The organism is Kitasatospora sp. NPDC057738 (genome assembly GCF_042798815.1).
Taxonomy (GTDB): Bacteria; Actinomycetota; Actinomycetes; order Streptomycetales; family Streptomycetaceae; genus Kitasatospora; species Kitasatospora lactacystinica.
In genome coordinates, this window is record NZ_JBHVJT010000019.1 from 85,404 (window position 1) to 106,624 (window position 21,221).

A 21,221-nucleotide genomic window follows, 5' to 3' on the forward strand; every position below is an offset into this window, starting at 1 on the left:
TCTCCCCCTCCCCCCTCCTCCCCCCCCCCTTCCCCCCCCCTTCCCCCCCCTCTTTCCCCCCCCCCCTCCCTCCTCTTTCTCTCTCCCGGGGCCGTAGGGGCGACTACCCGCCGGTACCGGTGGGCGGCGCGGGGCGGCCGGGAAGACTGCGCCGATCGGCGCACCGCCGTGCAGGAGACCCGGGAGCCTTCCATGCCGCCGTCCGCCCGTCCCGCCCCCTCGCCGGCCGCCGCGGCGCCGGCCCGGCGCTCGGCGCTGCGCCGCCTGGGCGAGTGGTGCGCGCGCCACTCGCTGATCGTGATCGTGCTGTGGCTGATCGCCCTGGCCGGCATCCAGGCCGCCAACAAGTCGGTGGGCGGCGCCTACTCGGACGACTTCTCGCTGCCCGGCACCCAGTCGCAGCAGGGCCGGGACGTCCTGCAGGCGCACGAGCCGGCCGCGGCGGGCACCAGTTCCCAGGTGGTGCTGCACGACGCGGCGCCGCTGACGGGGTTCCAGCCGCAGATCGCCCAGGCGGCGGCCTCGCTCCAGCAGTTGCCGCACGTGCTGTCGGTGCAGAGTCCGCTGCCGCCGCCGGGGCAGAGCCCGCCGCCGGGCGGGCCGCTGTCCGCCGACGGGCTGACCGGGTACTTCACCGTACGGTTCGACACCAACCCGACCCTGCTGGGCAAGGACTACCTGCCGGGGGTGGACGCGGCGGTGGAGCCGCTGCGGGCGGCCGGGGTGCAGGTGGAGTACGGGGGGCCGCTGGGCGAGCTGGCCCGGCCGGCGCCGGACGACCGTTCCAGCGAGGTGATCGGCTTCGCGGTGGCGGTCGTGGTGCTGCTGGTGGGGTTCGGCAGTGCGATCGCGGCCGGGCTGCCGCTGCTGACGGCGCTGTTCGCGGCGGTGGTGGGCCTGGGGGTGCTGGGGCTGGTGGCGGCGCTGTCCACCTTCGCGACGGTGGCGCCGACGCTGGCGACGATGATCGGCATCGGGGTGGGGATCGACTACGCGCTGTTCCTGCTGACCCGTCACCGGCAGAACCTGATGGACGGGGTGGATCCGGTGGCCTCCGCCGGGCAGGCGGTGGCCACCAGCGGGCGGGCGGTGCTGGTCTCCGGCTGCACCGTGATCGTCGCGTTGTCCGGGCTGTCGGTGTCGGGGATCTCCTTCATCGCCAAGCTGGGGGCGGCGGCGGGCATCACGGTGGTGTCGGCGGTGCTCGGGGCGCTGACCCTGCTGCCGGCGCTGATGGGGCTGATCGGGCGCCGGATGGACCGGTTCGCGGTGCGCCGTCCGGTCGCGGAGGCCGGCGGGGACGTGGAGGGCGGGGCCTGGCACCGTTACGCCCGGCGGGTGCAGGCGCGGCCGTGGCGGTACCTGGTGGCCGGGGTGGCGGTGCTCGTGGTGCTGTCGATCCCGCTGTTCTCCATCCAGCTGGGCCACATCGGTGACGGCGCGGACTCCACCGACTTCACCGACCGGCGGGCCTACGACCTGATGTCCCAGGCCTTCGGGCCGGGCTCGAACGGGCCGCTGACGGTGGTGGTCGACCAGAGCGCCGTGCCCGCCGAGGCGCGGGCGGGGCTGTCGGCCTCGGTGCAGCAGGCGCTCACCGGCCTGCCCGGCGCGGCGAGCAGCACCCCGCTGCAGACCAGCCCGGACGGCGCGGTGCTGTTCGGCACCGTGATCCCGGCGAGCGCCCCGCAGGACCGGGCCACCACCGATCTGGTGAACCGGCTGGCGGACACCGTGCTGCCGGACGCGGTGGCCGGCACGGGCGCGAAGACGTACGTGACCGGCAACACGGCGGCGCAGGTCGACTTCCTGGACATCGTGTCGAGCCGGCTGCTGCTGATCATCGTGGTGGTGGTCGGGCTGGCCTTCCTGATCATCCTGCTGGTCTTCCGCGGCCCGCTGGTCGCGGTCAAGGCCGCGGTGCTCAACCTGCTGTCGATCGCCGCCTCGTACGGGGTGGTGGTGGCGGTCTTCCAGTGGGGCTGGGGCGGGCCGGCGCTGGGGGTGGAGGGGAAGGTGCCGATCGAGAGCTACGTGCCGATGATGATGTTCGCGATCGTCTTCGGGCTGAGCATGGACTACGAGATCTTCCTGCTGTCGCGGGTGCACGAGGCGTGGCTGCGCACCGGGCGCAGCCACGACGCCGTGGCGCACGCGCTGGAGATCACCGCGCGGGTGATCAGCTGTGCGGCGCTGATCATGGTGAGCGTGTTCGCCGCGTTCATCGTCAGCGACAACGTGGTGATCAAGATGATGGGGCTGGGCCTGGCCGTGAGCGTGCTGGTGGACGCGACGGTGGTGCGGCTGCTGCTGGTTCCGGCGGTGATGACGCTGCTGGGGGCGGCGGCCTGGTGGACGCCGCGGTTCCTGGACCGGGTGCTGCCGCACATCGACACCGAGGGCACGAACGCCTAGCTAGCACTCCGGGTGGCGCAGGGCGACGGCGGCGCGGACGGTGTTGGCCTGGTGGGCGGCCTGGCGGGCGACGGGGAGCCAGGCGGGCTGGAAGGTCCGCTGGTACTGGGCGCACCAGTCGCGCAGGAGGTGGTCGAGGCGGGCGGCCTGGGGTGCGGCGGGGGCGCCGGCGACGCGGACGGCGCGGCGCAGCAGGGCGGCGGCGCGGACCGGGACGCGGTGGGCCCACAGGTCGATGCCGGTGAGGCGGGCGCGGGTGAGCGGGGTGCGCAGGAGGTCCTGTCCGTGGACGTCCGGGTCCCATTGGTCGGCGAGTCGGTGCAGGGCGGTGAGCGGGGTGCGGGCGGCGCGCAGCAGGGGGGTGTCGGGGTTTCGCACGTAGGGCAGGGCGGCGTCGAGGAGCGCGGTGAGGAGTGTGCCGCGGTGGCGCAGGCGGTCGGCGCAGGTGCGCAGGTAGAGGCGGACGGCTTCGGCGGGGCGGGTGTCGCCGAGGTGGGCGCTGGTCCAGGCGGGGACTTCGACCAGGACGGTCCGGCCGCCGTGGCGCTGGGGGGCGAACCAGGTGCCGGCCCGGCCGCCGGCGTCCTGGTGGGGGGTGAGCATGCCGGTGGCGGTCTCCTGGTGGTCGATGTGGTGGGGGGCCATGAGGTAGAGGCCGGGGGCGGATTCGTGCAGGTGGAAGGTGTCGTAGTTGCCGGTCTCGACGGGGATGCCGAGGTCGGCGGCGGAGCGGGTGAAGGGGTCGGCGAGGGCGGCGGGGTCGCCGGTGGCCTGGACGAAGGTGCCGCCGACGTCGGTGCTGTGCAGGGAGAACTGGAGGGTGGGGCGCAGTTCGTCGATGAGGTGGAGGAGGGTGCGGCTCTCGGGGAGGTCGGAGCCGATGGCGGGGGCCCATTCGGGCTGGTCCTCGGCGGCGGGGCGGTAGTAGTGGTCGTAGTAGGCGGGCAGGGTGCGGGCGGTGCGGCTGCCGTCGGCGAGGTGGGCGCCGTCGGGGTCGAGGCAGAGCAGGAAGTGCCAGGCCAGGCCCGGGTGTTGGGCCGTGAGGGCGTGGTGGGCGAGGTCGGTGACGGCGGCCCGGCCGGCGAACTCGTCGGCGTGGGCGCCGGCGACGACGAGGAGGTCGTGCGGGCCGCGGCCGACGGTCAGCAGGGTCAGGGGGCGTCCGGCGCGGGAGGTGCCGACGGTGCGCACCCGGCACAGGTCGGGCCGCTGGTCGGCCAACTGGTGGGCGGTGGCGGTGAGTTCGTCGAGGCTGGGGTAGCGGTCGTGGAGCTGGGCGGCCCGGCCGGCCGGGGTCGTCGTGTCGATCACCTTCGGTTTCCTCCCCTGTGGTCGTGGCAGTAGTTCTACCTGGCACGCGGGGCCGCCGGTACGGGCCGGGCCCGCCCGGGCGCTGAGGCTCGGGCGGCCCCGGGGCGGGGCGGGGGGTGTCAGCCGGTGATGGGGCGGGTGTCGAGGCGGATGTGGTCGACGGCCCAGTACCAGTTGTTGCCGGCGTCGTACATGCGGAACCTGAGGGTCACCGAGCGGGCTCCGGCCGGGACGGCGAAGCTGCGGGTGATCCGGGTGTTCTGCACGTCCTTGCCGGCGTTGTCGTTGCCGGTGGCGTCGGAACCGTAGGCGAGCAGGCGGGTCTCGGTGCCGTTGTCGAAGACGGCGGTGACGGAGGCCTTCTGCGGGGCCTCCTGGCGGTAGTGGGAGTCGAAGGCGAGGTGGAGGGTGTCGGTGCCGGCCGGGACGGCGACGGCGGGCGAGACCAGGGTGGAGTCGAAGACGCCCTTGCGGGAGGGCGAGCCGGTGTCGTCCCAGTCGTCGGGGTCGGCGACGGCGACGACGCCCAGGGCGCGGGTGAAGTTGCCGCGGTCCTGGCCGGCGGGGACGGACCACTCGCGCTTGGTGTGGAAGGTCCAGCCCTGGAGGCGGACGGTGCCCTGCGGCATGGCGGGGGCGTTGACGACCGTCCAGCCCTTGGGGGCCTGGGCGGTCCAGCCGAGGACGCCGGCCTCGGGCTTGAGGGTGTCGGCGAGGGATTCGAAGTCCTCGTCGAGGAGGTGGCCGGTCATCACCGGGGCGGGGCGGGCGGCGAGTTCGCCGTCGGCGAGGGCGAAGCGGCTGTCGGCCTGGGCGCGGGCGGTGACCAGCAGGCGGTGGGTGGCGGTGGCGGGCAGCTGGGCGGGCGGGGTGACCTGCCAGACGGCGGTGGCGGCGGCGCCGGCGGCGAGCCGGTCGGGCGCGGCGGTGACGGTTGTGGCGCTCCAGCCGGGCGGGAGCAGCGGCTGGGCCTCCAGGCGGGTGAGGGCGGTGGTGGCGGTGAGGGTGGCGGTGATCGTGGCGGGGTGTCCGGGCAGCAGGACGGGTTCGTCGATGGTGGTGGAGGCGGCGCCGAGGGTGAGGTTCACGGTGAGCGGGTCGGCCAGGCCGAGGGCGGGGTCGGTGACGGTGCGGTCGTCCCAGGGGAAGCGGCCGGCGATGCGGCGGCGGAAGCCGAGGTCGCCCTGGACGGCGACGGCGACGTCGTACCAGCCCTCGGGGCCGACCTTGAGGTTGACGGTGCGGTCGTCGCCGGCCTCCACGCGGACCTCGCGCAGGCCGTCGCCGTAGGCGAGGTCGCCGACCAGGAAGGTCCGGGCGGTGCGCGAGCGGTTGATGACGTCGACCTCCAGGACCTTGCCGTCGCTCTCCTCGGAGAGCGAGACCTCGTAGGCGGAGGCGGTGTCGCCGCGCAGGTGCCACAGGGCGCCGTCGGGGCCGTGGACGCGCAGGTCGTAGCCGGCGGGGCCGACCTTCCAGACGTCGGACAGGCGGCTCTTCGCGGCGACGGTGTAGTGCTTGGGGGCCTCACCGGGGGCGGGGTAGACGGCGAGGACGGCGCCCTGGCGGCCCTGGTTGACGAAGTCGAGGGTCAGTTCGTCGCCCTTGAGGCGGGGCTTGACGAGCAGGTTGTACGGGGCGGGGCGCGAGGAGCGGGTGCCGCGTTCCTGCTTCGGGAAGGTCTGCGGGCTGGGCACGGTGGGGGCGGGGAGCTTGCCGGTGTCGACGACCTTCTGGCGGTTGCCGCTGGTGTCGGGCAGTTGCGGCCAGGCGGGGTTGCGGCCGGAGAAGTCGAAGACGTTGGTGAGGTCGCCGCAGACCGCGCGCCGCCAGGGGCTGATGTTGGGCTCCTGGACGCCGAAGCGCTGTTCGAGGAAGCGCAGCACGGAGGTGTGGTCGTAGACGGTGGAGTCGACGACGCCGCCGCGGGTCCACGGGGAGACGACGACCATCGGCACCCGTACGCCCAGGCCCATCGGGTAGGGGCCGGAGACCAGGGTCTCGCCGGCGGGGAGGGTGTCGGACCAGGCGAGGGTGCCGTCGGCGGCCCTGACCCGGTACCGGCCGTCCTGGCCGACGACCCGGTGGTAGGTGGAGGAGCCCTTGGAGACGCGGACGACGACCTCGCCGTCGACCGGGACGTTGGACTTGCCGCGGCCGTCGGCCAGCGGCGGGACGGGCGGCAGCTGGTGGTCGAAGAAGCCGCCGTGCTCGTCGTAGTTGAGGATGAAGACGGTCTTCTGGAACACCTCGGGCTTGGCGGCGAGCGCGGACAGCAGCCGGGAGGTGAGGTGTTCGCCGTTCGGCGGCGCGTAGTTGGCGTGCTCGGACAGCGCGGCGGGGGCGACGATCCAGGAGACCTGCGGGAGGCGGTCGGCCTGGACGTCGGCGGTGAAGGCCTCGACCAGGGCGTCGCCCATGGCGAAGGGGTCCTTGGCCTTGGCCGGGTCGCCGACGGCGCGCATGCCGCGCTCGTAGAGCGGCTCACCGGGCTTGGCCTTGACGAAGGGGGCGAACCAGGCGAGGGCGTTGTCGTCGAAGTTGTCGAGGGCCTGGTAGGTCTTCCAGCTGACGCCGGCCTTCTCCAGGCGCTCGGCGTAGGTGGTCCACTCGTAGCCGCCGGGGATCTCGGTGTTGTCGGTCACCGGGGTGTCGCGGACGGTGCCGCCGCTGGTGCCGGTCATCAGGTGGTCGCGGTTGGTGTTGGTGTTGCACTGCACGGAGGCGTAGTAGGCGTCGCAGACCGTGAACACCGAGGCGAGGGCGTGGTAGAAGGGCATGTCGGCGGACTCGTAGTAGCCCTGGCCGAGCCAGCCGGAGGAGCGGCGGGTGACGGAGCCGTCGGCGCGGCCGTCGTTCCAGGCGTTCATGGAGTCGCCGTAGCCGAAGGCGGGCGCGCCCTGCTGGTAGGCGTTGGTGTGGGCGGCGTTCATCGGGAAGGGCAGCAGGTAGCCCTCCTTGCGGCCGGGGTCGGGCTGGTGGAAGACCGAGCGGCCGTCGACGCCGCGCACGGCGGTGCGGTCGCCGAAGCCCCGCACGCCGGCCAGGGTGCCGAAGTAGTGGTCGAAGGCGCGGTTCTCCTGCATGAGCACCACGACGTGCTGGATGTCCGCCAACCGTCCGGGCCGGGCCGGTGCGGCGAGTGCCTGCTGGACGCTGAGCGGGAGGGCGGACAGCACCGCGGCCGCCGCCGCGCCGCCGAGGACACTGCGGCGCGACAGTTCGGGCTTCGGACTCATGAGGGTGGGGCTCCTTGCTGACGGACCGCGGTTCCTCGGTACGGGGGCCGGCCGCGCGGTTCGGACCGGACCCGTTATGTGTACGAGACCGAGGTGGACGCAGCCGTGGTGTCCGATGACGGGCCGATGACCGGCAAGAGACCCCGAGCTGTACAGACAACTTGACGCCCCATGATCAAACGGTCGGCCGATCGACGGGCCGGCGGGGGTGCGGGGCCGCGGGGTCGGCGGCGGGGCGGCCCGCGCGTCGGCCGCGGTTCGACGGCAGGTCAGCGACGGGGCGGCCGCGGGTCAGCGGCGGGTCAGCCGGTGGGCGTCGAACTCGGCCCAGATCGCCTTGCCCCGGCCGTTCGGCTCGGCACCCCAGCGGTCGGCGGTGCGCTCCACGATGAACAGGCCGTGGCCGCCCGGCAGGGCCGGCTCGTGCGGCAGGCGCAGCACCGGCATGGCCGGGCTGCGGTCGCTGACCTCCACCCGCAGGCGCTGCCCGGTGGCGTCCAGGACCAGCTCCAGCGGGCCGTCCCCGTGCAGCATGGCGTTGGCCACCAGCTCCGCCACCAGCAGCACGACGTCCGCGCCGACGCCCTCGTGGGCGCCGGGTGCACCGGGCGCCCCGGCGGGCGGGTACCAGTCGCCGACCGCCTCGGCGGTGAAGGCCCGGGCCCGGGCGACCGGCTTGGGGAGCCCGGCCAGCGGCAGCCGGCGGCGCTGGCCACCGGGCGGCAGGGCGGCAGGGCGGGCCCGGTGCGCGTCGCCGTCCAGGGTTCCCCGGCTCATCGTCATATGAGGGCACCCTTCGGATCGACGGCGGTTCGCATGTCGGTTTCCCGGCGCTCCCGGGATTATGCCTTCCCCGGCGCCGGGTGCGCGGCACCCGCGACACGCGCGGCACCCGCCCCGCGGCGGCGTGCCCGGCCGGCTCAGGCCGCCAGGGCCTCCTCGGCCGAGCCGTGGATGGAGAACACCGCCCGGGTGCCGGTCAGTTCGAGGACCCGCATGACGGTGGGCGGCACCGCGGCCAGGTGCAGCCCCACGCCCTCCTCCCCCGCCGCGAGGCGGGTCTTGAGCAGGAGGTTCAGTCCGGAGGAGTCGCAGAATCCCACCCCCGCGAGGTCGATCACCACCGCGCCGGGCCGCCGGGCGACCAGGGCGGTGAGCGTGTCGGCGGCGGGGGCGAGCGTCTCGATGTCGAGGTCGCCCGCCAGGGCGCAGACCACCGCGCCGCCCGCCGCGGGTCGGGTCCGTACCGCGAGCTCCGCACGGTAGGGGGAGGCCGCCGGCGCGAGGCCCCGCTGGTCGTTGTCGGATGGCATCATCGTCGTCCCCTCGTGTCCGTGCCCTCCGACCTTACGTAGGCGGCGTGCCGCGGCCAAGCGGGTGCCGGGGCCCCGGGCGCCCTCAGTCCTCCTCCAGTCCCTCGCGCAGGCGCCGCAGGGTGCGGGAGAGCAGCCGGGAGACGTGCATCTGGGACAGCCCCAGGCGGGCGCCGATCTGCGACTGCGTCAGGTCCTCGCAGAAGCGCATCGACAGGATCTGCCGCTCGCGTTCCGGCAGGGCGGCGACCAGCGGCTTGAGCGCCACCAGGTCCTCCACCCTGGAGAGGTCCGGGTCCTCCTCGCCGAGGCGCTCGCCCAGGCAGCCGGGGCGGTCGTCGTCCTCGGTGCCGGTGTCCAGGGAGCCCGCGGTGTGCCCGTTCGAGGCGGTCAGGCCCTCGACCACCTCCTCCTCGGCGAGTTGGAGGTGGTCGGCCAGTTCGGCGACCGTGGGCGCCCGGTCCAGTTCCTGGGCCAGCCGCTCCTGGGCCTTGGCCAGGGCGATCCGCAGCTCCTGGAGGCGGCGGGGCACGTGGACGGCCCAGGTGGTGTCGCGGAAGTGGCGGCGGATCTCGCCGAGCACGGTGGGCAGCGCGAAGGTGGTGAACTCGGCGCCCAGCTCCGGGTCGAAGCGGTCGATGGCCTTGATCAGGCCCACCGCGCCGACCTGCAGCAGGTCCTCCTGCGGCTCCCGGTGGGCGTTGAAGCGGCGGATCGCGAACCTCACCAGCGACAGGTTCATCTCCACCAGGGTGGCCCGCACGTACGAGTACTCCCGGGTGCCCTCCTCCAGCGCGGCGAGCCGGCGCAGCAGCACCCGGGTCAGCTCACGGGCGTCGGACGGGGCGACCTCCCGCAGGTCCTCGGCGGCGGCCAGCTCCGGTGGCAGCAGGTCGCGCAGCCCCGCCGTGGCGGAGCCGGCCGTGCGGGAGGGGTCCTTCGTCGGCGAAGCGGCGGAGGCGGTCAGTTCACCAGTGGTCGTGACCATCGGAGTCCTTCCTCTTGTCGGCACGGTCGAACGCCCCGGATACCCCGCCCCGGCCGATCGATGCAGCGACGCCGCGTGGAGGTTTCGTGAATCCCGGACGGGCGCCCGGGCGGGGGCCGGAAAACCCGGTGGTCCGCGGCGCCGTCCGGTGGATCATGGCAGGGCGCGCTCCGGCGCCCCGATGCCCCTGACACCCCGTCGACGTGAAAGCGGTGCCGCCCCCGTGACCCCCGCCGTGCCCGACCTCCCCGCCGTGCCCGATCCGACCGTGCTGCACCCCTTCCCCGGACAGCCGCGGGTGGTCCTGCTCAAGCCGCTGGTCACCTCGCCGCTGATCGAGGTGGGCGAGTACTCGTACTACGACGACCCGGACGACCCGACGGCGTTCGAGACCCGCAACGTGCTGTACCACTACGGGCCGGAGAAGCTCGTCATCGGAAGGTTCTGCGCCTTCGCCACCGGGGTGCGGTTCGTGATGAACGGCGCCAACCACCGGATGGACGGGCCCTCGTCCTTCCCCTTCCCCGTCATGGGCGGCGCCTGGGCCGAGCACTTCGACCTGATCACCGGCCTGCCCGGGCGCGGCGACACCGTGATCGGCCACGACGTGTGGCTCGGCTACCGCACCACCGTGATGCCCGGCGTGCGCATCGGCCACGGCGCGATCGTCGCCGCCGGGTCCGTCGTCACCTCCGACGTCCCCGACTACGCCGTCGCCGGCGGCAACCCGGCCAGGGTGATCCGGCTGCGCCACGACGAGGCCGACATCGCCCGCCTGCTGGACATCGCCTGGTGGGACTGGCCCGTCGAGCACCTCACCCGCCACCTGCGCACCGTCATGTCCGGCACCGTCGACGAGCTCGCGGCCGCCGCCCCGGGCGCCTGAGACCGCCATCCGCCCACGCGTACGCGGGCACCGAGCCGCGCAACGTGTTCGTCGTCCTCACCGAGAACGCGCCGGTCGACCGGTCGCTCGGCCACGGCCTCGCCCAGTACGACCCGGGGCCGCAGGACGGCCCCGCGCGGTCCCCCGGAGACGGCGGGGCCCGGGTCGCCAGGGCGTGTCTGACCATTCGCGTCGGATCAGGGCGCGGCGTTGGGGTGCGTGCATCGCAAGGCGGAGGAGGGAGCCACTGCGGAGCATTGGCGACCGACGACAACGCGGCGAGGTGCGTGCCCCGGCGTCGCGCACCCGGCGGGAATTGTCAGACACGCCCTAACGCACGGTGGGGTGGTGGAGGCGGCGGGCGGCGGTGCGGATGGCGAGGGTGTACGGGGCGTCGAGGGCGCGGGTGCGGGCGTCGAGGTCGTCGAAGGGCACCAGGGCCTTGTGGGTGTCGTCGGTGGTCTGGGTCCAGGCCGTCCAGGCGTTGTGGACGTCCTCGTCGGTGACCTGCTCGCCCTTGGCCTGGAGCAGCACGGCGTAGATGCGGAAGAGGTCGTCGGAGCCCGCGGGGGGTCTGGCCTCCGAGGGCAGGCAGGAGCGGATCAGGTCGGCGATGGGATCGAGGTGGCTCATACGGCCAGTGTGCCGGTGGCGAGCGTGCCCGTGAGCAGGATCAGATGAGCCACCGCGAATATCATCGGCACGAGCCGTTCGGTGGTGCCGAGTTCGGTGTAGTGCCGGTGGCGCCGGCCGGGTGCCGCGGCGTTGCGCAGGACGTCCCACTCGTCGGTGTAGATCCGCGCGGACAGCTTCTCCTCCATGCTGTTGATGACCTGGAACTTGGCGCCGTTGAGGTCCCGGTAGCTGCGCAGCTGCATCCACCAGGCGCCGGAGAGCGTGATGCCGGCCAGCGCGACGGCCGTCGCCACCCACCACGGGGACTCCGACAGCTTGGGTATGCCGAAGCCGATCAGGGTGACCAGCGCGGTCTGCACGGACAGGAAGAAGGTGTTGGCGTTGCCGCGGCGGGCCGAGACCCGGTCGGCCATCTCCACGGCGAGCTTGTACAGCTCCAGCAGCTCGGTCTGACGGTTCGGCTCCGGCGGCGTGGTCATCGCGAAACCCCCTCGGGCAGGTGGTGTGCCGGCTTCGCCCGCTGCCCGGGCTCCCCCCGTGCTGTTCATCCTTCCCGGCGGGACGGCCCGTCAGTGCTGCGCGGCCGGCGGTGCTGCCCGCCGCCGGTGCTGCCCGCCGCCGGTGCCGCGCGCCGTCAGTGCCGCCCGGCGGTGGCCGTCGATCCGGCGGTGACCGTCGCGACGGCGCCCGCCACCGCGGGGGTGCCGGCCGACAGGGCGCGCAGGGCCGCGCCGGCCTCCGACTCGCCCTCCCCGTACTGGTGGTCGCGGGCGGTGCGCAGGGCGGCCCCGAGGTGGAGCGCGGCCTCCTCCGGCCGGCCGGTGGCGGCCAGGGCGCGGCCGTAGAGGGTCTGCAGGACCACCCGGCGGGCGACCGGGAAGGGCGGCTCGGCGACGGCCAGGCCGCGGGAGGCGTGGTGGGCGGCCTCCTCGGCGGCGCCGGCGGCCAGGCACTCGCCGGCCAGGTGCTGGCGGGCGAGGGCGACGAGTTCGGCGCGCCCGGCCCGTTCGGCCAGGGACAGGGCCTTCACCAGCAGGCCGCGCGCCCGGGCGCGGCCGGCCCGGTCGCCGTGGCGGGCGAGGGCGACGGCGAGGTTGATCAGGGCGACGGCCTGGGCGGTGCTGTCGCCGGCCCGGGCGGCGAGGTCGGGGGCGCGTTCCAGGTGGACGAGGGCCTGTTCGGGGCGGCCCTCCTCCAGCAGGACCCAGCCCAGCAGGGCCCGGGCGCGGGACTGGGCGCCGGGGTCGCGGTCGGCCTCGGCGGCGGCCAGGCCGTGTTCGAGCAGCGGCGCCCAGCCGTCCCGGACCTGCCAGACGATCAGCGGCCACTGGAGCAGCACCAGGCGCCAGGCGCGGTCGTGCAGTCCGGCGGCGACCGCCGCCTCGACCGCGCCGCGCAGGGTGTCGCGTTCGGCGGCGTACCAGGCGAGCGCGCCCGCCCGGTCGGGGAAGGGGCGGACCTCGGCGGGGCGGCGGGTGCCGGGCGGCAGGGTGCAGCACGGTTCGCTGCCGGGTTCGGCGGCGGAGCAGGCGGTGAGCAGGGTGTTCAGCAGGTGGTCGAGCAGGCGGGGCAGCACCTGGGTGTCGGTGTCGCCGGGCAGGCTGCGGGCGTAGAGGCGGACCAGGTCGTGCAGGGTGTAGGCGTCCCGGCCGATCTCCACGATCAGGTGGGCGGTGGCCAGTTCGGCCAGCGCGTCGGCGGCCACCTCGGGGCGGCAGCCGGCCAGGGCGGCGGCGGTGCGGCTGTCGAGGGTGGCGCCGGTGTGGGCGCCGAGGCTGCGGAACGTACGGCGGACGGGTTCGCTCAGGTGCTGGACGGTCAGCGCGAGGGCGGCGGCCACGCTGGTGTCCTCGACGTCGAGGAGGTTCAGGCGGTCCTGCTCGACGGCGAGTTCCTCGGCGAGCGCGGCCAGCGCGCGGGCCGGGCCGGTGGCGAGGCGGGCGGCGGCCAGCCGCAGGGCCAGCGGCAGGCCGTCGCACAGGCCGGCCAGGCGGGCGGCGGCCTCGGGTTCGGCGGCGACCGGGTCGGGGCCGAGGGTCGCGGCGAGCAGGCCGACGGCCTGCGGGGAGGAGAGTTCGGCGAGCGGCACCGGGCGGGCGGCGTCGGAGGCGACCAGCCCGCCGAGCCGGTCGCGGCTGGTGACCAGGGTGACGCAGTCGTCGCCGTCGGGCAGCAGCGGGCGGACCTGCTCGGAGCGGCGGGCGTTGTCCAGGACGATCAGCATCCGGCGGGTGGCGGTCAGTTCCCGGTAGCGGGCGGCCATCGCCTCGGGGGTGGCGGGCATCTGCTCGGCGGGCAGGCCCAGGGCGAGCAGCAGTTCGCGCAGGACGGCGGCGGTGTCGCGTTCCGGCAGCGGGCTGTGGCCGCACAGGTCGACGAAGAGCCGGCCGTCGGGGAAGTCCTGCTGGCGGCGGTGCGCCCAGTACAGGGCGAGGGTGGTCTTGCCGACGCCGGCGCCGCCGGTGAGCACGGCGACGGCGCCGGGGGCGGCGGTGGCCCGGTCGAGCGCGGCCAGTTCGTCCTCCCGGCCGGCGAAGCCGCGCGGGCGGCGGGGGAAGGGCCAGGGCGCGGGCTGGTGCCAGGGCGCCGGACGCACGGGGGCGGGCGCGGGGACGGGGGCGAGCACGGACGCGGCGGAGGAGGAGGCAGCGGCGGCGGGGGCGGGCTCGGGGGCCGCGGCCGGCAGCGGTTCGGGGCCGGGGGCCCGGTCGGGGACGGAGGTCAGACCGCCGACGGTGGGGACCCGCGCGGGCGGGACCCGGTCGGACGGTGCGCGGTCGGCCGGTGCGCGGTCGGACGCGGCCCGGACGGACGCGGCCCGGACGGCAGGCTGCTCCTGGTCGCCGGGCAGCCGGGGCGGCGGCACCCGGTCGGACCGGCCCGCCGGGGCCTCGGTGTGCCGCGGGGCCTCGCCGCCCTGCGGCACGTCGCCGCGCTGCGGCACGTCGGTGCGCTGCGGCACGTCGGTGCGCAGCGGCAGGTCGGTGCGCAGCAGGCGGTCGTGGGCGTCGGTGAGTTCCGGTCCGGGGTCCATGCCGAGTTCCTCGGCCAGGGCGCGGCGGGTGCGGTGGAACCAGTCCAGGGCCTCCGAGCGGCGCCCCGCGCGGCCGAGCGCGTGCATGAGGTCGGCGACCAGCGGTTCGCGCAGCGGGTTGGCGGTGGCCTCGGCGTGCAGCAGGTTCGCGGCCGCGCCGTGGTCGCCGAGCCGGCCGTGGGCGCGGGCCAGTTCCTCGGCGGCGGCCAGCCGCAGTTCCTCCAGGGCCTGGGCGGCGCACTGCAGCGGCAGGCCGGGGATGGTGCCGGCGAGGGCGGGGCCCCGCCACAGGGCGAGTGCCTCGCGCAGGGCGGCGGCGGCCTCGGCGGCGTCCTCCAGGGCGCGGGCGCGGACCACCAGCTGTTCGAACCGTACGGTGTCCACCGCGTGGTCGGGGGCCCGCAGCAGGTAGGCGCCGTTGTCGGTGACGAGTTCGACGCCGGCGGCGGGGGCGTCGTGGGCGGTGAGCAGGGCGCGCAGCCCGGAGACGTGGTTGTGGATGACGGTGCGCGAGTGCCGGGGCGGCTCCTCGTCCCAGAGGGTCTCGGTGAGCCGTTCGACGGTGACCGGTGCTCCGGGGTTCAGCAACAGCATGGCGAGCAGGCTGCGGCGCTTCGCCGATCCGGCCGGAAGCTCCCGGCCGTCCGCGGCCACCACGGCCACCGAGCCCAGCAGTCGGAACTCCACGCACCCCCCTTAGATGGATTAGATGTATATGACAAGCTTATGACACCAGGCGATCTTTCGATCGCGGAGCGTCGTCCATGGATCCGCTGCCAGCGGGCGACCTTGATCGAGTCGTCGATGTACAGACCCCCGACGGGCTGCGCAGGGTTGCTTCCCGCGTCGACACTCTCGTTGCCCGAGGGGCCCTGGAGGTGGACGGCCGGTGACGTCCCGGTGCGGCCGTGCCCCTTCGGTGCTCGGGTCGGAGCGGGGCTCGGACGACCGGAGCCTGCGCGGTGATCCGTCCCGGCCGCAAGGGTCAACGGCCGATCAGGGACGGCGGGACGCTGGAACGGGCTCTGAGCAGGGGGAATGCCGGGGCCCTGGAACGCGGGGATGAAACGCGGGGATGAAACGGCGGGGCGGTGCGGTGGAACGGGTCGTCACCGGGCGCGCGCCGTGCCGGGGCCGGGCGCCCGTGGCCGGGCGCCCGGGAGAGTCTTCCGGTCAGCGGGTCTCGATGACGACCTTCTCGATGACCACGTCCTGGACCGGGCGGTCGTTGCGGGGGTTGGTCTCCGCCGTCGCGATGGCGTCGACGACCTTCCGGCCTGCCTCGTCGGCGACCTCGCCGAAGATGGTGTGCTTGCCGGTGAGCCAGGTGGTCGCCCCGACGGTGATGAAGAACTGGGAGCCGTTGGTGCCCGGTCCGGCGTTGGCCATGGCCAGCAGGTAGGGCTTGGTGAAGGCCAGGTCCGGGTGGAACTCGTCCGCGAACTTGTACCCGGGGCCGCCGGTCCCGTTGCCCAGGGGGTCGCCGCCCTGGATCATGAAGCCCTCGATGACCCGGTGGAAGACCGTGCCGTCGTACAGCTTGTCCGTGGTCTTCTCGCCGGTCTCCGGGTCGATCCACTCCCGCTCGCCGTTGGCGAGCTCCACGAAGTTCTTCACGGTCTTGGGGGCGTGGTTCGGCAGCAGCCGGATCACGATGTCGCCCTTGTTGGTCTTCAGCGTCGCGTACAGCTCTTCCGCCATGGCACGTCCTTCGATAGGTCCTACGGATGCGGCCAGTCTTCAGGCCGGCCGGCCCGTCCGAGCGGCGGCGACGCGGTGATGCACCCGCACGGGTGACACTCCGCGAACGGGCATCCGGCCCGTAGCCGGATCCTGTGGCGTGCGGCCGGATCCGCGGTGCGCGGGCGGTGGCCGTAAGATCCCCGACAGCACCGGGCCCGTCGGGCCTCGTCACACGTATCCGCAGCTCACGCGGGTCCGTGTGATCGCCGGGACATCCGGCGGCCACGAGAATGGTGCGGACAGTTCCCCGGAAGTACAGAGAAAGCGATACCTCACCATGGATCTCGGCGTGCGCTGGAAGCTGCACGGTGACGGGCGCACGCCCGCACCGGGGGCGGTGGTCCGTCCCGACGAACGGCTCTCCTGGCCCCGCACGGCAGGCCTCGGCGCCCAGCACGTGGTGGCGATGTTCGGGGCGAGTTTCGTGGCGCCCGTGCTGATGGGGCTCGACCCCAACCTCGCGATCATGATGTCCGGCGTGTCGACCGTGATCTTCCTGCTGGCCACCAAGGGCCGGGTGCCCAGCTACCTGGGCTGCTCGCTGTCCTTCGTGGGCGTGGCCGCGGTGATCCGGGCGCAGGGCGGCACCAGCGCGACGGTGACCGGCGCGGTGTTCGTGGTGGGCGTGGCGCTGTTCCTGGTGGGCGTGGCGGTCCAGCGGTTCGGGGCGCGCATCATCCACGCCGCGATGCCGCCGATCGTCACCGGCGCGGTGGTCATGCTGATCGGCTTCAACCTCGCCCCGGTGACCGCCTCGGTGTACTGGCCGCAGGACCAGTGGACGGCGCTGCTGGTGATGCTGTTCACCGGCCTGGCCGTGGTGTGCCTGCGCGGCTTCTGGTCGCGGGTGGCGATCTTCCTGGGGCTGCTGTTCGGCTACGGGATCTCCTGGCTGTTCGACCGGGTCTTCGGGAAGATCCACTCGGTGGACGGCGGCGGGCACATGACCGACCACTGGCGCCTGGACCTGTCGGGCGTCGGCAAGGCGGACTGGGTCGGCCTGCCGACCTTCCACGGCCCGTCCTTCCAGTGGTCGGCGATCCTGGTCGCGCTGCCCGTGGTGATCGCGCTGGTCGCGGAGAACGCCGGGCACGTCAAGGCCGTCGGCGAGATGACGGGCTCCAACCTGGACGACAAGCTGGGCACCGCGATCTCCGCGGACGGCGTCGGCTCCATGCTCTCCACCGCGGTCGGCGGCCCGCCGAACACCACGTACTCGGAGAACATCGGCGTCATGGCCGCCACCCGGGTCTACTCGACGGCGGCGTACTGGGCGGCGGCCGGCTTCGCGCTGCTGTTCGGCCTGTGCCCGAAGTTCGGCGCGATCGTGGCCGCGATCCCGGGCGGGGTGCTCGGCGGGATCACCGTGATCCTGTACGGCATGATCGGGCTGCTGGGCGCGCAGATCTGGACCAAGTCCCAGGTGGACCTGCGCAATCCGCTCAACCTGGTGCCGGCCGCGGCGGGCATCATCATCGGCATCGGCAACGTGACGCTGAAGTTCACCGACACCTTCAGCCTCAGCGGCATCGCGCTCGGCACGCTGGTCGTCATCACCGGCTACCACGTGCTGCGGGCGCTGGCCCCGGCGCACCTCAAGACGCAGGAGCCGCTGCTGGACGAGGGCACCTCCTCGTACGACCAGGGCGCCGAGGAGCCGCGCACTCCGTAACGGACGGGAGCGGGGCCGGGTTCAGGTCGACAGGGCGGCCGGCGGAAGTGTCCGAAAAGGATCTTCCGTCGGCCGTTCGTCTGGCCGGGCGGGCCGGGCGGTGGTCGAATCACTGCTCGCCCGTGTCCGCCACTCATCCCCCCGGGAGAGGCATGTCCCTTCTGACCCACCGCCGCAAGGCCGCCGCCGCGGCCGTCGCCCTCGCCACGTTCGCGATCACCTGCGGCCAGGCCTCCGCGAGCAGCTCCGCCGCCGCGGGCAAGGTCCTGTGGACCCCGAGCACCAGCACGGGCCCGTCCTCGTTCAAGGCGGTCCAGTGCGCGGCCGGCAACTTCGGGGTGGTGAAGGACTCCGCCAAGGGCAACGTGTGGCGCGCCTTCCAGGCCGGCGGGGAGGAGCGCTGCGAGACGCTCAGCCCGGACCTGAAGGAGGGCGACACCTTCTACCTGGGCTGGTCGTCCAAGGTGGACATCCAGGACACCAACAGCCGGTACGTGTTCCAGCTGAAGTGCTCGCCGAGCACCGACACGGCCAACCACCCGATCGAGATCGACATCGTGAACGGGCGCGTGCGCCTGCAGGAGTGGGACACCGCCCACGTGTCGCACTCCCTGTGGACCGCGCAGACGGCCAACAACACGTGGCACTCCTACGCGCTGAAGATCCGCCTGGGCCGCACGGACGGCACCATCGACTTCTGGTTCGACGGCGTGAAGCAGACGTTCACGACGGGGTCGGGCACGTTCAAGGGCACCACCTGGGACGGCGACCGGAACTACCTCAAGTGGGGCTCGTACCACCCCTCCACGGGCGACGCGACGAACACCTTCACCAGCCCGGTGATGGCCACGACCCTGGAGGCGGCCACCGCCGGCTCGTAGGACCTTGAGGGACAGACCGCGGGCCCGGACCGCAGTGGATGCGGTCCGGGCCCGCGCGTCAGGCACATGCGAGAACCGGTCGGGGACTTCGGGCCCTGCGACGGGTCAGCAGTACTTGAAGGAACTGATCCTGTCGTTGATCCACGACGGGACCGAGGGCCACTGCTCCCGGGGGCCGATCCTGAACTCCAGGCCGGTGTAGTTGTTGTTCTCGTAGAAGCAGATGCTGCTCCCGGTGTTGTTCAGCACCGACGAGGTGGTGTCCTGCATCCCCGTCCACAGGCCGCTCTTCCGCTCCAGCTTGCCCATGTCGCTGATGTTCTGGTCCGAGGCGATCGAACCGAACTTGCCGGTGGCACCGGTGTTGGCGACGAAACCGCCCTCGGACCACAGGCAGACGTAGTTGGTGGGACACGCTCCGGCGCCCTGCCCGATGCCGAGGATCGTGTTGGCGCTGGCGGAGCCCGCGACGGTCACGACCAGCCCGACGGCGGCGGCGGCACACAGGCCGAGCCTGGTCATCTTCCGGGAAATCTTCATGACGATCCGTTCAGGTCGAGGAAAGGAGGAGGTCAGCAGTACTTGAAGGAGCTGATCCTGTCGTTGATCCACGACGGGATGTAGGGCCAGTGCTCCCCGGGGCCGATCTTGAACTCCAGGCCGGTGTACCAGTTGTTCTCGTAGAAGCAGATGCTGCTCCCGGTGTTGTTCAGCACCGACGAGGTGATGTCCTGCATCCCCTTGTCCCCACCGGAGTCGCGCTTCTGGAGCTTGCCCATGTCGCCGGTGTTCTGGTTGGACGCGAAGGAGCCGAACTTGTTGTCGTTGACGGTCGTGCCGTTGATGAAGTTGGCCTCCGACCACAGGCAGACGTAGCCGCTGGGGCACGACCCGGCCCCGTGGCCGATGTCGTAGACATTGGTGGCGCTCGCGGAGGTCGCCCCGGTCACGATCAAACCGACGGCGGCGGCGGCGCTCAGGCCGAGCTTGGCCAGGTTCCTGGAAAGCTTCATGACGATCCGTTCAGGTCGAAGAGGGGAAGGGGGAAGGGGAAGGGGGAACGCAGGGGTCAGCAGAACTTGAAGGAGCTGATCCTGTCGTTGATCCACGACGGGACCGAGGCCCACTTCTCCCAGGGGCCGATCCTGAACTCCAGGCCGCCGTAGTTGGTGTGCTCGTAGAAGCAGATGCTGCTCCCGGTGTTGTTCACGACCGAGGAGGCCTCGTCCGTCATCCCCTTCCAGCGCCAGAGCTTGCTCTCGAACTTGAACTGCGCCAGGTCCGCGATGTTCTGGTTCGCGCCCACCGCCCCGTAGTCGATCCCGCCCTTCGGGTTGCCCACGATGTAGTTGTTCTCGCTCCACAGGCACACCCAGTTGGCGGGGCACTTGCCGGGGCCGGTCTCGATCGAGGTGAGGATGTCGGCACTCGCACTCGTCGTCGTGGCGGCGAGCACCCCGGCCACCGTGGCGACACCCACGCCGAGCCTCATCGCCGTCTTCCGCAGGTTCATCATGATCTCCTCTGCTGCTCTTCAACTGCCCAGGGGGCGCTCCGGCGTTCCGCTCGCGGAGCAACACCACTGTGGCGGCGAGGGCCCAGCGGAGGCATCAGTCATCCGACTGCATGTGAAGCCGGCGTCGTCGACCTAAGTCGACCCACCGGCGTCCACCGGCGTCCACCGGCATAGGTATCCCCCGCACGGCCATGGGTCGGCGGGGGGAGAAACGCGGGGGCGGGCCCGGCCCCTCGGGGGGCCGGTGGGTGCGCCCTAGGTGTTCTGTCCTGTGAGGCGCCAGGTCTCCACCCGCTTGTCGTATCCGCCGGTGGCGATCCGCGGCTCGCCGTCGACCTGGATCTGGCACAGGGCGCGCACCCAGCCGCAGCCGAACGGCCCCAGGAAGTGCTGGGCGCCGCCCACCGTGCCCACCCGCTCTCCCGTGGTCGGGTCCCAGAGCTTCACGCCCGGCCCGTCGCCGCCGGAGGCCAGCAGGTACCGCTCCCCCACCTCGATCTGGCACAGGGCGTGCAGCCAGCCGAAGTCGTCCTCCATGACGTGGAGTTGCTCCCCGGTGCCCGGGTTCCACAGTCGCACCTTCTCGTCGATGCCGGCCGAAGCGAGCAGGACCTCGTCCGCGGCCCGTATCTGGCACAGGGCCGTCGGCCAGCCGTCGTGGCCCGTCAGCACCCGCACCTGCTCGCCCGTGCCCGGCTCCCACAGCCGTACCGTCCGGTCCCCGTGGGCGGAGGCGAGCAGGTCCCTGCCCTCGGAGCGGACCGCGCACACCGCCATGACCCCGCCGGCGCCGGGCGAGATGACCCGGACCGGCTCGCCCGTGCCCGGTTCCCACAGCCGGAGCGCCTCGTCGTCCCCGCCGGCGGCCAGCAGCACTCCGTCGCCCACCCGCACCTGGCAGACCCCGCGCACGGCGGCCCGCGACCCCTTGAGGACGGACACCTGCCTGCCCGTGCCCGGCTCCCAGAGCCGTACCGTCCGGTCGTCCCCACCGGAGGCCAGCAGGGGCCGGCCGCCGACCTCCACCTCGCACAGGGCGTTCACCCACCCTCCGTGCCCCTTCAGGAAGACGACCAGGTCCCCCGTGTCCGGGTCGCCGACCCTGATCACCCGCTGGGAGCCCGCGAAGGCCAGCAAGGGCCGGTCGCCCACCCGGACCTGGCACACGGCACTGAACCTCGGGGCGAGCGCCTTCAGCACCGCCTTCCTCGCGGCGATCAGAACCACCGCGACCGCCAGGGCGGCGATGAGCGCCTGGACCACCGAGAGCACCCGGAACAGAGCCAGCGCGACGATGACGACCAACAGCAGGCGTATCCGCAGGATCCGGAACACCACGATGTGCAACCCGCGCGGAAGGCCCGCATTGACCGTCGCCACCCCCGCCCCCTTTCGGTGAATCTGATGAGACGTCAAGTGCCGGTAATTCCCTGACACTCAGGCGACCCTAGTGCCCGGGGGAGACACCTGCAGCCGAACTGCGCCCGACGGCACGACCGAGTTCCCGGCCGCCGTCCTGCCGGGAGAGGCCCCGACGCCGACGAGTGCATCGGCCGGGCGCTGGAGCCCGACCTGTGGCCCTCGTGG

The 21,221-nt window shown here is 73.4% G+C and carries 17 protein-coding genes; 4 read left to right on the forward strand and 13 right to left on the reverse strand.

Features of this window, described 5'->3' with window-relative positions:
- Window positions 1-192 precede the first annotated feature (192 nt).
- Window positions 193-2,415 carry an MMPL family transporter gene (locus tag ACFVGO_RS13305; RefSeq protein ID WP_380631802.1) on the forward strand — a complete coding sequence of 741 codons (2,223 nt, stop codon included), beginning with the start codon at window positions 193-195 and terminating at the stop codon, window positions 2,413-2,415.
- On the opposite strand, the gene ACFVGO_RS13310 is transcribed toward ACFVGO_RS13305, so the two are convergent.
- From ACFVGO_RS13310 to ACFVGO_RS13330, 5 genes are all read right to left on the reverse strand, one after another.
- Complete coding sequence (locus tag ACFVGO_RS13310; protein ID WP_380631804.1) at window positions 2,416-3,726, reverse strand: M14 family zinc carboxypeptidase; 1,311 nt, start codon at window positions 3,724-3,726, stop codon at window positions 2,416-2,418.
- A gap of 119 nt (window positions 3,727-3,845) precedes the next feature.
- Complete coding sequence (locus tag ACFVGO_RS13315) at window positions 3,846-6,965, reverse strand: phosphocholine-specific phospholipase C (protein ID WP_380631806.1); 3,120 nt, start codon at window positions 6,963-6,965, stop codon at window positions 3,846-3,848.
- 291 nt (window positions 6,966-7,256) lie between these two features.
- A complete protein-coding gene (locus ACFVGO_RS13320) occupies window positions 7,257-7,748 on the reverse strand; it encodes an ATP-binding protein (RefSeq protein ID WP_380631808.1) in 492 nt (163 codons plus the stop codon).
- Between the two features lie 137 nt (window positions 7,749-7,885).
- Window positions 7,886-8,281, reverse strand: a complete 396-nt coding sequence (locus ACFVGO_RS13325) for an STAS domain-containing protein (protein WP_380356015.1) — start codon at window positions 8,279-8,281, stop codon at window positions 7,886-7,888.
- Window positions 8,282-8,363: 82 nt separating this feature from the next.
- Entirely contained in the window at window positions 8,364-9,266 is a 903-nt protein-coding gene (locus ACFVGO_RS13330; protein ID WP_359910774.1) for a SigB/SigF/SigG family RNA polymerase sigma factor, read from the reverse strand.
- Window positions 9,267-9,501: 235 nt separating this feature from the next.
- Here ACFVGO_RS13330 and ACFVGO_RS13335 point away from each other — a divergent pair, with 235 nt between their 5' ends.
- The gene (locus ACFVGO_RS13335) at window positions 9,502-10,152 is read left to right on the forward strand and encodes a CatB-related O-acetyltransferase (protein ID WP_380631835.1); all 651 of its coding nucleotides are present in this window, start codon (window positions 9,502-9,504) and stop codon (window positions 10,150-10,152) included.
- Between the two features lie 330 nt (window positions 10,153-10,482).
- Here ACFVGO_RS13335 and ACFVGO_RS13340 read toward each other — a convergent pair whose 3' ends face one another.
- The 4 genes from ACFVGO_RS13340 to ACFVGO_RS13355 form a co-directional block, all read right to left on the reverse strand.
- On the reverse strand, window positions 10,483-10,785 hold the full coding sequence (locus ACFVGO_RS13340; RefSeq protein WP_380356020.1) for a hypothetical protein: 303 nt from the start codon (window positions 10,783-10,785) through the stop codon (window positions 10,483-10,485).
- A complete protein-coding gene (locus ACFVGO_RS13345; protein WP_359910765.1) occupies window positions 10,782-11,267 on the reverse strand; it encodes a hypothetical protein in 486 nt (161 codons plus the stop codon). The genes ACFVGO_RS13340 and ACFVGO_RS13345 overlap by 4 nt, the downstream gene beginning before the upstream one ends.
- A 155-nt stretch (window positions 11,268-11,422) precedes the next feature.
- The gene (locus tag ACFVGO_RS13350) at window positions 11,423-14,509 is read right to left on the reverse strand and encodes a BTAD domain-containing putative transcriptional regulator (protein ID WP_380631811.1); all 3,087 of its coding nucleotides are present in this window, start codon (window positions 14,507-14,509) and stop codon (window positions 11,423-11,425) included.
- A 486-nt stretch (window positions 14,510-14,995) separates the two neighbouring features.
- Window positions 14,996-15,523, reverse strand: coding sequence for a peptidylprolyl isomerase (locus ACFVGO_RS13355; RefSeq protein WP_380356026.1), 528 nt, complete (start codon window positions 15,521-15,523; stop codon window positions 14,996-14,998).
- A gap of 319 nt (window positions 15,524-15,842) precedes the next feature.
- Here ACFVGO_RS13355 and ACFVGO_RS13360 point away from each other — a divergent pair, with 319 nt between their 5' ends.
- Both ACFVGO_RS13360 and ACFVGO_RS13365 read left to right on the forward strand, forming a co-directional pair.
- A complete protein-coding gene (locus ACFVGO_RS13360) occupies window positions 15,843-17,237 on the forward strand; it encodes a solute carrier family 23 protein (protein ID WP_359910756.1) in 1,395 nt (464 codons plus the stop codon).
- Window positions 17,238-17,389: 152 nt separating this feature from the next.
- Complete coding sequence (locus ACFVGO_RS13365) at window positions 17,390-18,118, forward strand: heparin lyase I family protein (RefSeq protein ID WP_359910753.1); 729 nt, start codon at window positions 17,390-17,392, stop codon at window positions 18,116-18,118.
- A gap of 105 nt (window positions 18,119-18,223) precedes the next feature.
- Here the strand turns inward: ACFVGO_RS13365 and ACFVGO_RS13370 are convergent, their stop codons facing one another.
- From ACFVGO_RS13370 to ACFVGO_RS13385, 4 genes are all read right to left on the reverse strand, one after another.
- A complete protein-coding gene (locus tag ACFVGO_RS13370; protein ID WP_380356031.1) occupies window positions 18,224-18,658 on the reverse strand; it encodes a peptidase inhibitor family I36 protein in 435 nt (144 codons plus the stop codon).
- 32 nt (window positions 18,659-18,690) lie between these two features.
- Window positions 18,691-19,131, reverse strand: coding sequence for a peptidase inhibitor family I36 protein (locus tag ACFVGO_RS13375; RefSeq protein ID WP_380631814.1), 441 nt, complete (start codon window positions 19,129-19,131; stop codon window positions 18,691-18,693).
- Between the two features lie 56 nt (window positions 19,132-19,187).
- Complete coding sequence (locus ACFVGO_RS13380) at window positions 19,188-19,634, reverse strand: peptidase inhibitor family I36 protein (RefSeq protein ID WP_359910744.1); 447 nt, start codon at window positions 19,632-19,634, stop codon at window positions 19,188-19,190.
- Between the two features lie 255 nt (window positions 19,635-19,889).
- The gene (locus ACFVGO_RS13385; protein ID WP_359910741.1) at window positions 19,890-21,014 is read right to left on the reverse strand and encodes a WD40 repeat domain-containing protein; all 1,125 of its coding nucleotides are present in this window, start codon (window positions 21,012-21,014) and stop codon (window positions 19,890-19,892) included.
- Window positions 21,015-21,221: the final 207 nt, after the last annotated feature.

Excerpts from the sequence above, each read along its gene's own strand:
- ACFVGO_RS13345 (WP_359910765.1), bottom strand. The coding sequence starts at position 11,267 with ATGACCACGCCGCCGGAGCCGAACCGTCAGACCGAGCTGCTGGAGCTG.
- ACFVGO_RS13325 (WP_380356015.1), bottom strand. The coding sequence starts at position 8,281 with ATGATGCCATCCGACAACGACCAGCGGGGCCTCGCGCCGGCGGCCTCC.
- ACFVGO_RS13370 (WP_380356031.1), bottom strand. The coding sequence starts at position 18,658 with ATGAAGATTTCCCGGAAGATGACCAGGCTCGGCCTGTGTGCCGCCGCC.
- ACFVGO_RS13315 (WP_380631806.1), bottom strand. The coding sequence starts at position 6,965 with ATGAGTCCGAAGCCCGAACTGTCGCGCCGCAGTGTCCTCGGCGGCGCG.
- ACFVGO_RS13360 (WP_359910756.1), top strand. The coding sequence starts at position 15,843 with ATGGATCTCGGCGTGCGCTGGAAGCTGCACGGTGACGGGCGCACGCCC.
- ACFVGO_RS13340 (WP_380356020.1), bottom strand. The coding sequence starts at position 10,785 with ATGAGCCACCTCGATCCCATCGCCGACCTGATCCGCTCCTGCCTGCCC.
- ACFVGO_RS13375 (WP_380631814.1), bottom strand. The coding sequence starts at position 19,131 with ATGAAGCTTTCCAGGAACCTGGCCAAGCTCGGCCTGAGCGCCGCCGCC.
- ACFVGO_RS13305 (WP_380631802.1), top strand. The coding sequence starts at position 193 with ATGCCGCCGTCCGCCCGTCCCGCCCCCTCGCCGGCCGCCGCGGCGCCG.
- ACFVGO_RS13330 (WP_359910774.1), bottom strand. The coding sequence starts at position 9,266 with ATGGTCACGACCACTGGTGAACTGACCGCCTCCGCCGCTTCGCCGACG.
- ACFVGO_RS13320 (WP_380631808.1), bottom strand. The coding sequence starts at position 7,748 with ATGACGATGAGCCGGGGAACCCTGGACGGCGACGCGCACCGGGCCCGC.
- ACFVGO_RS13365 (WP_359910753.1), top strand. The coding sequence starts at position 17,390 with ATGTCCCTTCTGACCCACCGCCGCAAGGCCGCCGCCGCGGCCGTCGCC.
- ACFVGO_RS13355 (WP_380356026.1), bottom strand. The coding sequence starts at position 15,523 with ATGGCGGAAGAGCTGTACGCGACGCTGAAGACCAACAAGGGCGACATC.
- ACFVGO_RS13380 (WP_359910744.1), bottom strand. The coding sequence starts at position 19,634 with ATGATGAACCTGCGGAAGACGGCGATGAGGCTCGGCGTGGGTGTCGCC.